The following is a 15,024-nucleotide window of genomic DNA, read 5'->3' on the forward strand; positions in this document are numbered from 1 at the left end:
TATATGGGCGCAGTTGCGTATCTCGGGACAGAGATATGCTCGTGCGGATGTTGCAGAACTGGCGCGAGGCCTTGCGAACATGAGCAGATCAAGCCTGGCCCTGGTCAATCTTCGGGCGGTTGTGATTCTGATCGTGCTCGCGTTCCACTCGGTTCTGCCCTACCTCGCCTCGCTTCCGGCCACCGCGTATCCGTTCGACAGCACGCCCTATCTGTGGCTGGCCTTTCCGGTCATCGACAGCCAGCGATGGTTCGGCTTCGACCTGTTCTGCGCCTGGCAAGACGTGGGGCTGATGTCGCTGATGTTCTTCCTCTCCGGCCTGTTCGTGTCACCAGGCCTTGCAGGCAGGGGAAGCGGGAAGTTCTTGTCAGACCGCGCGCTGCGCATCGGCGTTCCGTTCGCGCTGGCCGTCGCTTTCCTTGCACCGCTCGCCTATTACCCGGCCTATCGCGTCACGGCCGCGGATCCCGATCTTGCGGCCTACTGGCAGCATTGGCTTGCGCTGCCGTTCTGGCCCTGCGGACCGCAGTGGTTCCTGGGCCAGCTATTGGCATTCAACATTCTCGCGGCCGCGGCCCACCGGTTCATGCCGGGATGGGAGCGGCGGCTTGCCCGGCTGGTCGAAGACGTGAATCCTGTCCGGTTCCTGGTCGGCCTGACGACGATTTCCGCGGCAGCCTATATTCCACTGTTGCTGGCCTATTCGCCCTTTGCATGGGTAAACGTCGGCGCCTTCGCATTCCAATCCAGCCGCCCATTGCACTACCTCGTCTATTTCGCTGCCGGCGTGGCGGTCGGAAGTTGCGGACTCAATCGCGGCCTGCTCGATTGCGACGGGGTGCTGGCGCGGCGCTGGCCGGCATGGCTTGCCGCAGCCCTTGCCGGTTTCCTGCTCTGGGCCGCGCCGACGTCGGTGGTGGTGGCGGACTGGAGCAACGCTCCCCTGATCGCGAAACTCGCGTCCGGCGCCGGTTTCGCCGTGGCCTGCGCGACCAGCTGCCTCTGCTCGCTGGCGATCTGCCTGCGCTTTGCGCACCGGCTGGTATGGGCGTTCGACAGTCTTTCGGCCAATGCCTACCGCATGTATCTGGTTCACTATGCGCCCGCCGTGTGGCTGCAATACGCGCTACTCGACACCGGCCTGTCTGCGATCGGCAAGGCCGCGACCGTGTTCGGCGGCACCCTGATCGTCAGCTGGTCGCTCGCCGCCGCCATCGGCGGCGCGCTACCGATCTCGCGGCTGAACCAGACGATACGCGGCATGCGCAGCGCATGAAGCCCGAATTGACACTGGACCGAAAATAGCTGAGCCCACCATGCCGCTGGTTTTCACCCTCGCATTGCGAAACCTGTTTCATGACCGGTTGCGTTTCGTTGCGACGGTGATCGGGATCGTGTTTTCCATCGTGCTGGTGACGGTTCAGATGGGACTTTATCTGGGCTTCGGACGCATGGTGACGACCATGATCGACCACGCCTCCGCCGACCTCTGGGTGATGCCGCGGGGCACGAAATGCTTCGAGGACCCTTCCCTGCTCAACACGCGCGAGCGTTACCGCGCGCTTGCCATCAGCGGCGTGGCGGACGCCACTCCCGTCGTGATCGGATTTGCAGATTGGCGCGTAGCGGGCGGCGCGACGACCCCGGTTTTCATTGTCGGTTCGGATCTGCGATCAGGCGGCCTGCAGCCATGGAACCTGGTCGAAGGCCGGATCGAGGCGCTCTCGACGCCGAAAGCAGTCGCGGTCGACAGGACCTATTTTGACCGTCTTGGCGTCTCCGGGATGGGGGCGACCGCCGAAATCCGGCAACAGCCGGTCCGGGTGGCGGCCGTGACCAGCGGCATCCGTTCGTTCACCACGACGCCGTTCGTGTTCATGGACGTCGACCGGGCGCGGACGCATACGGGGGTTCCCTCCGGCAAGGCCACCTATCTCATTGTCCGCCTTGGCGCCGACGCCAACCTCGATCACGCTCGCCGTCAACTGATGTCGAACATCGATGGGGTCGAGGTTCTCACCCCGGCCGAGTTCCGCGAACGCAGCCGATCGTTCTGGCTGTTCGGCACCGGCGCCGGCGCCGCGCTCTTCGCCGGCGCCCTGCTTGGCGTGATCGTCGGCACCGTCGTTGTCGCGCAGACGCTTTACGCAAGTACGAAGGAGCACCTGAACGAATTTGCCACCCTGCGGGCCATGGGCTCGTCGCGGCGCTATATCTACCAGGTCATCATCTGGCAGGCGTTGCTCAGTGCCGTCATCGGCTTCTCCATCGCAGTGCTGATCGGCGACCTCATCGTGCGAATGACCGCCGAATCCGCCCTGCCGATCGTCATCACGCCCGGACTGGTCGGCGGACTGCTGGTTCTGACCATCATCATGTGCGTCGGCTCATCCCTTGCAGCGATCGTCCAGGTCACCCGCATCGATCCTGCCATGGTGTTCACGCGATGACCGACCCGTTGCTCGAGGCCATCGGCGTAACAAAGGACCTTGGCAGCGGCGCTGCCAGGGTTGCAGCGCTGAGGGGCGTCAGCCTTTCGCTCGGCGGCGGCGAACTGACATTGCTGATGGGGCCTTCCGGCAGCGGCAAGACCACGCTGCTGTCCATTCTCGGATGCATGCTGTCGCCGACGGAAGGAACGGTTCGCATCTGCCGGCAACCGACCGCCGGCGCCGATCCCGAGGAGCTGGCGCGGCTCCGGCGCGAGCATGTGGGATTCGTCTTCCAGTCGTTTCACCTGTTTCCGACCCTGTCTGCCAGCGACAATGTGCGGCTGGCGCTCGACGTGCGCGGCGAGCCCGCCAGGGCGGCAAGGGCGAGATCCCGCGATGCGTTGGCCAGGGTCGGTCTGGCCCACAAGACAAAGGCGTATCCGCGCGAACTCAGCGGCGGCGAACAGCAGCGCGTCGCGATCGCCCGGGCCATTGTCGCAGACCCCGCCATCATACTTGCCGACGAGCCGACAGCCGCGCTCGATGGCGAGAACGGCCAGGCGATCATGAAGCTGCTGGCGGAGGTCGCCCGCGAACCGGGGCGCGCCGTGCTGATCGTGACGCATGATCCGCGGCTGTTGCCGTTCGCGGACCGGGTCGTTCACATCGAGGACGGACGGATCATTGGCGAGGAGCGCGGCAAGCCGCAACGCAACGTGCTGGAGGACCACGCGTGATGTCGAAGCGCCGGATAGCTGTGGCTGCCGCTCTCGCCGCGATCGCGGTCCTCGGGGTGCTGTTTGTGGTGAAAGCAGCCGGCCCCGGCAGGCCGGCGATGTGGGGCCTTTCGGCCGACACACCGCCGGAAAAACGCTGGCAGGCGGTTGCGCCCGGCCGCGTCGAAGCCTGCTCCGGCCAGATCAAGGTCGCCGCGGCTGTCCTCGGCGTGGTCCACAAGGTGCTGGTAAAGGCCAACGACAAGGTGTTTGCCGGCGAACCGCTGATCCAGCTCGCCGACGACGAGCTTCGGGCCAGGCTGGCGGCGGCGGAAACCCAGGTCGCCATCCGCGAACGCGCGCGGGATGAACGATCGGCGACAGGCAGCGCAAGAACGCGGCGCAGGGCCCAGGATGCCATGGCCGAGGCGGAACGGGCGCAATATGAGGCGCAAGCCGCCGTGGACCGGGCTGCTGCGAAGCTGCGCGCCCATGGCGGGCCGGATGCCGACCTGACCGCCGCCAGGCTGGCACTGACGCGCGCCCAGAATGAACTGCTGACAAAGCGGGAGGAGCTTCGCACCGCCGAGGACGACGCCGCCTTGCCGACCTCGCTGGAGGGACAGCTCAGTATCGCGCGGTCGGAACTTGCGATCGCGCGCGCCACCCTCGATAAAATGACGGTGCGCGCTCCGATTGACGGCACTGTGCTGCAGGTCAATGTGCGGATGGGCGAGGCCGTCTCGCCCGGTTCGCCGCAGCCGCCGCTGCAGCTCGCCGACCTCTCGTCCCTGTGCGTGCGCGCAGAACTGGACGAACGCGACATCGGGGCGATCAGGGTTGGCCAGGCCGCAACCGTGCGGGTGACCGCGTTTCCCGGCCGCGAGTTCGAGGGCAGCGTCGCCTCGGTCGCGCCGCTGGTCGAGCCCGGCCGCCTTGAGCCGCCGGGATCGCGCAACCAGAGCGAGGTGGATATCGTTCGGGTGATGGTTGCGGTGACGGGCCCGGGAGAGCTCACGGTCGGAATGAAGGCGGATGTCTACTTCCAGCCGGACAAGATCACGACGCCGTGAAGGTGTTTCGTGGCCGCGGCGGCATGACACATCCGCGCTTCCCCGCGAAGCCGTTTTCCCGGGCGAGAAAGAAGTCCCGAAACAGTGCCGACATAGGGTGGCCGCTGATAACTCAGTGGAGTCCACCATGTGGAAGCTCATCAACATCTTGTACCGGGAATATTGCCGCGTCCGGTTGCAGGAAATGCGCAGGTTCACCCTTCGCTGAAGGTTGCGACTTGCATCCGAGTCCCGAAATCAGGAACACTGGCGGGACGGTGATCGAAGGAGAAGGATATGCAGCTATCAACCGACGATCTGCTGATACGCCAGATCAGCGCCCTGATAACGGCAACCGCCGAGGCGGCCTCGACCAGCAGGGATCACGCCCCGTTCATCGAGACAAGGCTGTACGAGGCGCTGGCGGCGCATTGCGCCGAAAAGCAAAGGCTGGCGAAATTTGCAGGAAGTTACGTCGGAAGGACGCAGCGGGGATTGATCTACTGGTAGCCGCTCAATGAAAATCCCGCGACGGCGGCAGGATGCGGACGTTGCGGGGATGACGAATCTTCTGCGCGGGATTGCCAGGGTCCTGCCGGCGGTCGTCGTTGAGCGGCTCGATCAGTGTAGGGCCTGCCGGCACCGGGTGTTTGCGGCTGATTGAGTCATTGGCGAGGCCGATCAGCTCGTGGGAACGGTCGAACAGCCGCTGCGCCACCAGATGCGTCACCTGTTCCGGGCTGCTCTGGATATAGCCTTCGACCAGGATGAGGCGGGCGCCCATCACCTCCTTGCGATACTGCTCCATCACCGTGGGCCAGACGACGATGTTGGCGATGCCGGTTTCGTCCTCGAGAGTCATGAACACGACGCCCCTGGCGCTGCCCGGACGCTGCCGTACCAGCACCACGCCGGCACAGCGGACCCGGCGCCTGTCGTTGCGATGGTTGACCTCGTTGCAGGCGACCACCTGCTCGCTGGCAAACATCCCGCGCAGGAATTCCATCGGGTGGCCCTTCAGCGACAATCGGACGGTCTGGTAATCGGCGACCACCTGCTCCGGCAGCGTCATCAGCGGCAGTGGTTGTGCAATCTCGTCGGGCTGCTCGCGCGCAGTCGCGGCCTCGAACAGCGGCAACGGCACGCCGGCGGGCAGCCGCCGCACCGCCCACAGCGCGGCGCGGCGATCGAGCCCGATGGAGCGGAACGCATCGGCGTCCGCCAGCAGGATCAGCGCCCGCCTCGGCAGGCCGGTGTCGCGGGCGAAATCCTCCAGCGAGGCGAACGGACGGCGATTTCGCGCGGCGACGATGCGCTCGGCCCAGTCGATTTCTCTGTCGTCATTCCGGGGCGATGCGACAGCATCGAACCCGGAATCTCGAGGTTCCGGGTTCACGCTTCGCGTGCCCCGGAACGACGACTGGCTTTGTTTCAACCGCTCCTCATCCGCATCGACCCAGTGAAACCCGTCGATCTGGCGGAACCCGAGCCGCACTGCGCAATATCTTCCTTTCCCCTCCTCCAGCGTGTTCTGCCCGAAGCTGAAGGAGACATCGACCTCGCGGACCTCGACGCCGTTGCTGCGGGCGTCGCCGACGATCTGGGCGGGGGCGTAAAAGCCCATCGGCTGGGAATTGAGCAACCCGCAGCAGAAGGCGTCGGGATGGTGGTGCTTCAGCCATGACGAGATATAGACGAGCTGGGCGAAGCTTGCGGCATGGCTTTCCGGAAAACCGTAAGAGCCAAACCCCTTGATCTGCTCGAAGCATTTTCTGGCGAAGTCCGGCGCATAGCCGCGCACGATCATGTTGCCGATCATCTTGTCTTCGAACCTGCCGATGGTGCCGACATTGCGGAAGGTCGCCATCGCGCGGCGCAGCCCGTTGGCTTCCTCGGGGGTGAATCTGGCGGCCTCGATCGCGATCCGCATCGCCTGTTCCTGGAACAGCGGCACGCCGAGCGTCTTGTGCAGCACCCTATGCAATTCATCCGGCGGACCGTGTTCGGGCGACGGCGATGGATAGCTGACCTCGTCGATGCCGTTCCGCCGCCGCAGATAAGGATGCACCATGTCACCCTGGATCGGACCGGGGCGGACGATCGCGACCTCGATGACGAGATCGTAGAAGGTCCGCGGCTTCAGGCGCGGCAGCATGTTCATCTGGGCGCGGCTCTCGACCTGGAACACCCCGAGCGATTCACCCCGGCACAGCATGTCGTAGACCGGCCTGTCGTCCTGCGGGACGCTGGCCAGATCCCAGCGATCGCCCTTGTGGGCGTCGATCAGGTCGAAGCATTTGCGGATGCAGGTCAGCATGCCCAGCGCCAGCACGTCGACCTTCATCATGTTGAGCGCGTCGACGTCGTCCTTGTCCCATTCGATGAAGGTGCGGTCCTCCATCGCCGCATTGCCGATCGGCACATAGGTGTCGAGCCGGTCCTGCGTCAGCACATAGCCGCCGACATGCTGCGACAGGTGGCGGGGAAACTCGATCAGCTCGGTGGCGAGCGCGACCGCGAGTTCGACCATGGCATTCGCCGGGTCAAGCCCGGCCTGGCGGACCTGCATCTCGTTGAGGCCCCGGCCCCAGCTTCCCCATACGGTATCGGCGAGGGCTGCGGTCACGTCCTCGGTCAGCCCCAGCGCCTTGCCGACATCGCGGATCGCGGACCGCGGCCGGTAGTGGATGACGGTTGCGATGATGGCGGCGCGGTGGCGGCCATAGCGGCGGTAGACATATTGCATCACCTCCTCGCGCCGCGAATGTTCGAAATCGACGTCGATGTCGGGCGGCTCCAGCCGTTCCCTGGAAATGAAGCGCTCGAACAAGAGATCGACCTTGGTCGGATCGACCGAGGTGATGCCGAGCACGTAGCAGACGGCCGAGTTTGCCGCCGAGCCGCGGCCCTGGCAGAGGATGTTCTGGCGGCGCGCATAATGAACGATGTCATGCACGGTCAGAAAGTAATGCGCGTAGTTGAGCTCGGCGATCAGCGCGAGTTCCTTGCGCAGGGTGGCCCGCAGCCTGTCGTCGATCCCCCCGTTGAAATACTCATCGACCCCGGCCCAGGTCAGATCCTCCAGGTGCTGCTGCGCGGTCTTGCCCGGCGGCACCGGCTCGTCGGGATACTGGTACTTGAGCTGGTCGAGCGAAAACGAAATGCGTTCCGCAAAACGCATGGTCTCCGCGATCGCCTGGGGAACGTCGCGAAACAGCCGCGCCATTTCATGCGGCGGCTTGAGATGGCGCTCGGCATTGGCTTCCAGGCGCCGGCCGATGGCGTCGATGGTGGTCTTCTCGCGGATGCATGTCAGCACGTCCTGCAGCGGACGGCGGGCGGGATGGTGGTACAGCACCTCGTTGGTCGCCAGCAGCGGGACTTTGGCGGCCAGCGCCAGGCGATGCAGCCGCGCCAGGCGGCGCTTGTCGTCGCCCCGGTAAAGAATGCTGGCGGCGAGCCACACGCCATCGGCGCGGCTGTCGTTCAGGCGCTCCAGGATTTTTTGCGCGCCCGCCGCATCGAAGCGGTGCGGCAAAATCAGCACCAGAAGCTGGCCTTCGCAAAATTCGAGCAGGTCGTCGAACCCCAGATGGCATTCGCCTTTCTCAACCCGCTGGGAACCTTCTCCGTTTCGATGGAATCGAAACGGAGCTCCAGATTCTTCATTTGACGCGTTTTCTTGACGCGAACCGGTTTCCACTTCGCTCGAAAACGCTTTGGCTTCATTGCCGCGCTTGCCGCGGGTGAGCATTTGGCACAGCCGGCCGTAGGCGGCGCGGTCGCGCGGATAGGCCAGAATGTCCGGCGTGCCATCGATGAAGACCAGGCGAGATCCGATCAGGAGCCTTGGCTTCTGCGTGACCTCGGGGTTATCCAGTTCTTTCCAAGCCCGCACGACGCCGGCCAGCGTGTTGTGGTCGGCGATCCCGATCGCGGCAAGGCCGAGTTCGCTGGCCTGATGCACATAGGCGCGCGGATCCGAGCCGCCGCGCAGGAACGAGAAATTGGTGGTGATGCCGATCTCGGCATAGCCGGGCTTTGCTTCAACTTGCGTAATGTTCGCGGGGCCGTTCATGCGAACAGCCCATGCACGAACCATCGGATAGAAGATGGCTGGCCTGCCCCCTCCGCTGGTTCGCTTTCATAAAGCCCGTCGCGAAAGATCCAGAAGCGCAAGCCCGCCTCATCCTCGATGCGGAAGTAATCCCGCGTCGGGCCAGCGCCGTCCGATTTCCACCATTCCATGGCGATGCGTTCCGGCCCTTCCACCCGCACCACCGCATGGGTGACGCGGCGCCAGGTGAATTGATGCGGCGGTCCGTCGGGCACGGTTGCGAACGGCACCTTGATCGGCTCCGGGCGGTCGAACAGCCGCAACGGGCGTAGCGGCGGCTCGCTTTCGACACGCGCCGGCCATGCCGCCTGCGCTGCGGCCGCCAGGTGATGCTGGGCCGGTGCGGCCAGCACCGCGCGTTCGGGAATGTGGGTATCCTCGGGCAGATGCACGACGACGCGCCTGCCGCCGATGCGGGCGGCGATGCGGTCGATCAGCGCGGCGAGCGCGTCATTGTCATGGACATTGGAGTCGAGGTCACGCTGCTGCTGCACCACGATTTCGGTGCGGCTGGCGGAAAGCCTGACGAGATCGAAGCCGAAACCGGGGTCGAGCGGATCGTTCAGCGCATCGAGCCGCTCGCGAAACAGGCGGCCGATCACCTCCGCCCTGGTTACGGGCCGTCCGGTCTCGACCGATATCGTGCGCACCGCGCCATCGGTGCGGAAGAAGCTGGCTTCCAGCCGCCGCGCGCCCTTGCCCTGCCGGTCCATCGCCGTGACCAGCATGGCTGACAGCGCGGACAAATTCAGCGCGATCACGGCCTCGGTGGCGACCGGTTCGGGAAAGCGCTTCTCGACAATGTAATCCGGCAGCGGCTTTCGCGGGCTGATCGGCGCATCGCCCTGCCCCAGCGCCTGTTCCAGCAAACAAGTGAAGCCTGCGCCGAAGCGCGCGGTGATTTCGTGACGCCCGCGCGCGGCGACGTCGCCAATAGTCTTCAAGCCGGCGCGGCGCAGGCCGCCGGTAATGGCCTCGTCAGCGCCGAGCGCGGAGACCGGCAGCGGACCGACGGCCGCGGCCTCCTCGCCGTCGGCAATGATTATTCCGGACGCCTGCCGCGTCAGGGTGCGGGCGCAAACCGGGGTACGGGCGATCGCGGCGCTGACGGCAAAGCCCTGCCGCGCAAGCGCGCCGCTGGCGGCCTGCAGCAACGCGCGTTCGCCACCGAACAGATGGGCGCAGCCGGTGATGTCCAGAAACAGCCCATGCGGCGGATCGAGCGCCACCAGCGGCGTGAAGCGATCGCACCAGTCGGCGATGTCGCCGAGCGTCTTGCGGTCGGCCGCCGCGTCGGCATCGAACACCGTCAGCTCGGGACAGATGGCGCGGGCATTGGCGAGCGGCAGGCCGATCGACAGGCCGGCGCGCATGGCGGTCTCGTCGAGCGCATCAATCAGCAGTGCGTTGTTTTGCCTGGCGACGATGACGCAGGGAGCGTCGAAGACGGTGTCGTTCCCTCCCCCCTTGCGGGGGAGGGTTAGGGAGAGGGGTAAGCCACAGGCACTGCCGTTGCCGCCGCCCCCACCCCGGCCCTCCCCCGCAAGCGGGAGAGGGAGCGCACCGGTCGTATCGTGAGAGACTTGGCTCGAAACCGCTTTGGAATTTTCAGCTTGCGCGCCGTTGTTGCCCGATAGCTGCCGCCTGATGCGGTCGATGGGCAGGTGTGGCAGCCACAGGCTGAGGATGCGTCGCCGGTTCGGTAAAAAAGCACTCATCAGATTTCCATTCCATGATCCACCGCCCGACCGGGCCATGACGGTTGCGAACCAGCTGGGCGTCGAACATTGGCGCGCCCCACGCATGCCAGGGCGCGGAAGGCGGCGAATGCGCCGCACGCACGATCCATCTGGTCTCCGCGGTCGAGGGCAAGGGTTCCGCGCCCACCCGCAGCAGCAGCGCGGTGACCCCGGAGGCCTGCGCGGCCAAGGTGAGCTTGCGGCTGGCGACGAGGTCGAGCTGACGCGCCGGCCCCCAGACTTCCAGCACCACGACGCCGAGCGCGTCGCAGGCCAGCGCGTCGGCGGCGGTCCGCAACGCGGCATCGGTGTCCGTGGCGCGCACCGTCACCACCAGGCGCGGGTCGAGGCCCAATTCGCACAAGCCACGCATCGACAGCGCGCCGGATTCGATTTCGCTGAAATCCTGCCGCACCCAGACCAGCGGCCGGCGCGGCGTCAGCCGTCCGGCAAGGCCCGCGACAAAGCCGGTTGCCGTCGCGCTCTGGCGGCCCTCGGCGAACACTTCATGGACCGCCGCAACCGCAAGGCCACCGCACAACGCAGCGTCCGCCGCTGCATGCCCGAGCGCGACCCTGGTGAGGTCATGCGCATCGCCATGCGCCTCGATCCGCGCGATGCGCCCTCGCAAATTCGCAAGCGTATTTGTGCACGCGCCGCTCATGCCGCTCCTGGGAAATCCTGGCCGCTGTGGTTCGAGAGGAGAACCAAAAGCTGGCTCATTTGTTCATGATATGTTCTAATATAGCGCTAACAGAGCCGGCGGAGTCAATCGGCATCGGACCCCCTGGCTATTCATGAACGGAATCAAGGGGATTCAACGATGGACGTGCAACGTAAGCTAGAGATCCTGGCGGATGCCGCGAAATACGATGCTTCCTGCGCCTCATCGGGCACCGAGAAGCGGGATTCCAGCGACGGCAAGGGCCTCGGCTCGACCGCACCCGGCATGGGCATCTGCCACTCCTACGCCCCGGACGGACGCTGCATTTCGCTGCTGAAGATCCTGCTCACCAACGCCTGCAATTACGACTGCCTTTACTGCGTGAACCGCACCTCCTCCAACGTGCCCCGCGCCCGCTTCACCATCGACGAGGTCGTGAAGCTGACGCTCGACTTCTACCGGCGCAACTACATCGAGGGATTGTTTCTCTCCTCCGGCATCATCCGCAGCGCCGACTATACGATGGAGCAAGTGGTCGGCGTCGCGCGCAAGCTGCGCGAGGAGCATCACTTCCGCGGGTACATCCACCTCAAGACCATCCCCGAGGCCGACGACGCGCTGATCAACGAAGCCGGCAGATATGCCGACCGTCTCAGCATCAACATCGAAATGCCGCTGGAAAAAAGCTTGGCCAAATTCGCTCCGGAGAAAAACGTCCGCGCGATCCGCCGCACCATGGGCCGGCTGCGGCTCAAGCTCGATGAAGCAAAAGAGAACGTCAGGACCGCGACCCGAACAAAGCCGCCGCGCTTCGCTCCGGCCGGCCAGAGCACGCAGATGATCATCGGCGCCGATGCGACCGACGACAAGACCATCCTCGACACCAGCGCCAATCTCTATGGCGCCTACCGGCTCAAGCGGGTGTATTATTCGGCGTTCAGTCCGATCCCCGACGCCAGCCGTGCGCTGCCGCTGGTCTCGCCGCCGCTCATTCGCGAACACCGGCTCTACCAGGCCGACTGGCTGATGCGGTTTTATGGTTTCGACGCCAGCGAGATCGTCGATGAAAGCGCCGGCATGCTGCCGCTCGACATCGATCCGAAACTCGGGTGGGCGCTGCGCCACCGCCATCGCTTTCCGCTCGATGTCGCGACCGCCAGCCGGGAAGAACTGTTGCGGGTGCCAGGCTTTGGCACCCGGTCGGTCGACCGCATCCTCGCCACACGCCGCCTGACGTCGATCCGCGTGGCCGACCTGGCGCGGCTGCATATCCCGCAGAAGAAGGCGTTGCCGTTCATCGTGCTCAGCGACCACCGCCCCTCGCCGCAACTGCTGGATGGCGCAGGGCTGGCGGCGCGATTCAAGCCGACAACAACGCAACTTGGGTTTGGGTTTTGACCACTGCCATCACTGCGAGCCACCGGGTCGCGCGAATGCGCGCCCGATGACAGGCTCCGCGACGCAATCCACCTCTCCGCACGCTGCGACATGGATTGCTTCGTCGCTTCGCTCCTCGCCATGACGAAGAGGATAGACATGCACCACATCCCCCTCGACGGCGAAACCGATTTCGACGGCTGGCGCCTGGCCGCCCGCGCTCTGGCGCTGAACGACGTGAAACCGTCGGACGTGACCTGGAGCGTTGCCGGCGATGCGTCCGAACTGTTTGCGCCGACAACGGCGCCGCAGGAGCCCGCGGGCGGCACGTTCAGCGTATCGGCCAGATTCGTCAAACTGGCCCAGCTTGCGATCCTGCACCGCAGCCCGGAGCGCTTCGCCCTTCTCTATCGCCTGCTGTGGCGGTTAAGGCAAAATCGCGATCTGCTCGATATCGCCACCGATCCCGACGTGTCCGATGTCACCGCGATGGCCAGGACCGTCCGCCGCGACGAGCACAAGATGCACGCCTTTGTCCGCTTCCGCGAAGTCGGCCGCGAGCAGAAATCGCATTTCGTGGCCTGGTTCGAGCCGGAACACCGCATCGTGGAGCTGGCCGCGCCGTTCTTCGCCCGGCGTTTCGCCGACATGCCGTGGTCGATCCTGACCCCTGAGGCCTGCGCGCACTGGGATGGTCATGCCGTCTCGATCACGCCGGGGGTTGCCAAGTCCGAAGCGCCGACGGCCGACCGGCTGGAGGAAACCTGGCGGCGCTACTATGCCTCGATCTTCAACCCGGCGCGGCTCAAGGTGAAAGCGATGCGGGCAGAGATGCCGCGAAAATACTGGCGGAACCTGCCGGAGACGTCATTGATTAAGCCCCTGATCGAGGGGGCCGACCGCATCGCGAGCGCCATGATCGCCAATGCGGCGACCGAACCGCACAAATCACAGAAACGGCTGCAACCACCCATGCCTTCAAGAACCGTGGAGAACACCGACGATATCGAAACGCTGCGTCAGCAAGCCGACGATTGCCGCGCCTGTCCGCTCTGGAAGGACGCGACCCAGACCGTGTTTGGCGAGGGCCCGCAATCCGCGCGGATCATGCTGGTCGGCGAGCAACCCGGCGACCAGGAAGATCTGGCCGGCCAACCGTTCGTCGGACCAGCCGGACAGATGCTCGATCGCGCGTTGAAAGAGGCCGGCATCGACCGCGGCAAGGTCTATGTCACCAACGCGGTCAAGCACTTCAAGTTCGTGCCGCGCGGCAAGATCCGCCTGCATCAGAAGCCGAATACGCTTGAGATCAAGGCCTGCCGGCAATGGTACGAACGCGAGCTCGCCGCCATCAAGCCCGATCTGGTGGTAGCGATGGGGGCGACCGCCGCGCAAAGCGTGTTCGGGAAAATCACGCCGGTCAACAAGAGCCGCGGGCGGTTGATCGATCTCGACGACGCCCAGGCGCTGGTAACGGTGCATCCTTCCTACCTGTTGCGATTGCCCGACGCCGAGGCCAAGGCGCAGGAGTATCGCCGCTTCGTCGATGACCTGAAAATAGCCGCTGCCGTGCTGCGGGGATCACCGCGCGCGGCATGAGGTTTCTGCCATCGGCAAAGACGGAAAAGGCGTGCTCACGCCGCTGAGCATTCTGCTGCCGGCGCTACGCGGCGCGCGACAGATTTTCTCACGCCGCCGCCAGCTTGTTCTCGACCAGCTTGATCCAGTACGAGGTGCCGTACACGATCGCCTCGTCGTTGAAATCATAGGCGGGGTGATGCAGCCCGGCGCTATCGCCATTGCCGCAGAAGATGAACGCGCCCGGCCGCGCCTCCAGCATGTAGGCGAAATCCTCCGCGCCCATCAACGGCGGCATGTCGTGGACGTTCTGGGCGCCGGCGACGTCCCTGGCCACCTGCGTGGCGAAGTCGGTCTGCTCGGCATGGTTTTTGGTGACGGGATAGCCGCGCTCGTACACCAGGTCGATCCTGGCGCCGGACATCTGCGCCACGCCCGCGACCACCTCGCGGACGCGCTTCTCGACCATCGCGCGGACTTCCGCCGTCAGCGTGCGCACCGTGCCGCGGAGCTCCGCGGTCTGCGGGATCACGTTGCGGGCGTTGCCGGCATGGAACTCGCAGATCGAGATCACCGCGGAATCCAGCGGATCGATGGTGCGGGAGACGATCGACTGCAGCGCGGTGATCAGCTGCGAGCCGACCAGAACGGAATCGATGCATTTGTTCGGCCGCGCCGCGTGCCCGCCCACGCCCTCGATCGTGATGTCGATCGAGTCGGTTGCGGCCATCACCGGGCCGGGCCGGATGGCGAACGAGCCGACCGGAATACCCGGGCCGTTATGCATGCCATAGACCTGCTCGATGCCGAACCGGTCCATCAGCCCGTCCTTGATCATGGCGGCGGCGCCCGCCCCACCCTCCTCGGCCGGCTGAAAGATCACGACCGCGTCGCCGGCGAAGTTCCGGGTTTCGGCGAGGTACCGCGCCGCCCCCAACAGCATCGCCGTGTGACCGTCATGGCCGCAGGCGTGCATCAAGCCCTTTGTCTTGGAAGCGTGGGGCAGATTGGTTGCTTCCTCGATCGGCAGCGCGTCCATGTCGGCGCGCAGCCCGATCACCTTGATCTCGCCCTTGCCCGGCTGCTTGCCCTTGATGACGCCGACGACGCCGGTGCGGCCAAGGCCGGTGGCGACCTCGTCGCAGCCGAATTCGCGCAGCCGGTCCGCCACGAATGCTGCGGTGCGGTGCACGTCGTACAGCAGTTCGGGATGTTGGTGGATATCGCGGCGCCAGGCCTGGATATCGGGTTGCAGATCGGCGACGCGGTTGACGATGGGCATGGGAATTCTCTGGCCTCGGGTTGGAACGCTCGGGGCATCTGTAGCATGCAAGCGGCGGTCCACCCAA

The 15,024-nt window shown here is 65.4% G+C and carries 11 protein-coding genes; 7 read left to right on the forward strand and 4 right to left on the reverse strand.

Annotated elements, in window-relative coordinates:
- Positions 1–79 precede the first annotated feature (79 nt).
- The 5 genes from Q0D31_RS03730 to Q0D31_RS03750 all read left to right on the forward strand — a co-directional run bounded on the left by Q0D31_RS03730 (position 80) and on the right by Q0D31_RS03750 (position 4,710).
- Positions 80–1,276, forward strand: a complete 1,197-nt coding sequence (locus tag Q0D31_RS03730; protein ID WP_291845322.1) for an acyltransferase — start codon at positions 80–82, stop codon at positions 1,274–1,276.
- Positions 1,277–1,316: 40 nt separating this feature from the next.
- Entirely contained in the window at positions 1,317–2,450 is a 1,134-nt protein-coding gene (locus Q0D31_RS03735) for an ABC transporter permease (protein WP_291845333.1), read from the forward strand.
- On the forward strand, positions 2,447–3,169 hold the full coding sequence (locus Q0D31_RS03740; protein WP_291845367.1) for an ABC transporter ATP-binding protein: 723 nt from the start codon (positions 2,447–2,449) through the stop codon (positions 3,167–3,169). Before Q0D31_RS03735 ends, Q0D31_RS03740 begins: the two co-directional genes overlap by 4 nt.
- Entirely contained in the window at positions 3,169–4,221 is a 1,053-nt protein-coding gene (locus tag Q0D31_RS03745) for an efflux RND transporter periplasmic adaptor subunit (protein ID WP_291846745.1), read from the forward strand. The genes Q0D31_RS03740 and Q0D31_RS03745 overlap by 1 nt, the downstream gene beginning before the upstream one ends.
- Before the next feature lie 276 nt (positions 4,222–4,497).
- Positions 4,498–4,710 (forward strand): hypothetical protein, encoded by a 213-nt coding sequence (locus tag Q0D31_RS03750; RefSeq protein ID WP_291845375.1) that lies wholly within the window; start codon positions 4,498–4,500, stop codon positions 4,708–4,710.
- A 4-nt stretch (positions 4,711–4,714) separates the two neighbouring features.
- Here the strand turns inward: Q0D31_RS03750 and Q0D31_RS03755 are convergent, their stop codons facing one another.
- The 3 genes from Q0D31_RS03755 to Q0D31_RS03765 all read right to left on the reverse strand — a co-directional run bounded on the left by Q0D31_RS03755 (position 4,715) and on the right by Q0D31_RS03765 (position 10,720).
- A complete protein-coding gene (locus Q0D31_RS03755) occupies positions 4,715–8,278 on the reverse strand; it encodes an error-prone DNA polymerase (protein ID WP_291845386.1) in 3,564 nt (1,187 codons plus the stop codon).
- The gene (locus Q0D31_RS03760) at positions 8,275–9,744 is read right to left on the reverse strand and encodes a DNA polymerase Y family protein (RefSeq protein ID WP_366518501.1); all 1,470 of its coding nucleotides are present in this window, start codon (positions 9,742–9,744) and stop codon (positions 8,275–8,277) included. Before Q0D31_RS03760 ends, Q0D31_RS03755 begins: the two co-directional genes overlap by 4 nt.
- 181 nt (positions 9,745–9,925) lie before the next feature.
- Positions 9,926–10,720, reverse strand: a complete 795-nt coding sequence (locus tag Q0D31_RS03765; protein ID WP_291845392.1) for a DNA repair protein — start codon at positions 10,718–10,720, stop codon at positions 9,926–9,928.
- 159 nt (positions 10,721–10,879) lie between these two features.
- On the opposite strand from Q0D31_RS03765, the gene Q0D31_RS03770 reads away from it, so the two are divergent.
- Both Q0D31_RS03770 and Q0D31_RS03775 read left to right on the forward strand, forming a co-directional pair.
- Complete coding sequence (locus Q0D31_RS03770) at positions 10,880–12,118, forward strand: putative DNA modification/repair radical SAM protein (RefSeq protein ID WP_291845394.1); 1,239 nt, start codon at positions 10,880–10,882, stop codon at positions 12,116–12,118.
- Positions 12,119–12,256: 138 nt separating this feature from the next.
- Positions 12,257–13,696 carry a UdgX family uracil-DNA binding protein gene (locus tag Q0D31_RS03775; protein WP_291845396.1) on the forward strand — a complete coding sequence of 480 codons (1,440 nt, stop codon included), beginning with the start codon at positions 12,257–12,259 and terminating at the stop codon, positions 13,694–13,696.
- 88 nt (positions 13,697–13,784) lie between these two features.
- Here Q0D31_RS03775 and Q0D31_RS03780 read toward each other — a convergent pair whose 3' ends face one another.
- Complete coding sequence (locus tag Q0D31_RS03780) at positions 13,785–14,957, reverse strand: M20 aminoacylase family protein (protein ID WP_291845398.1); 1,173 nt, start codon at positions 14,955–14,957, stop codon at positions 13,785–13,787.
- Positions 14,958–15,024: the final 67 nt, after the last annotated feature.

Source organism: Bradyrhizobium sp. (assembly GCF_022844465.1).
Lineage (GTDB): Bacteria > Pseudomonadota > Alphaproteobacteria > Rhizobiales > Xanthobacteraceae > Bradyrhizobium.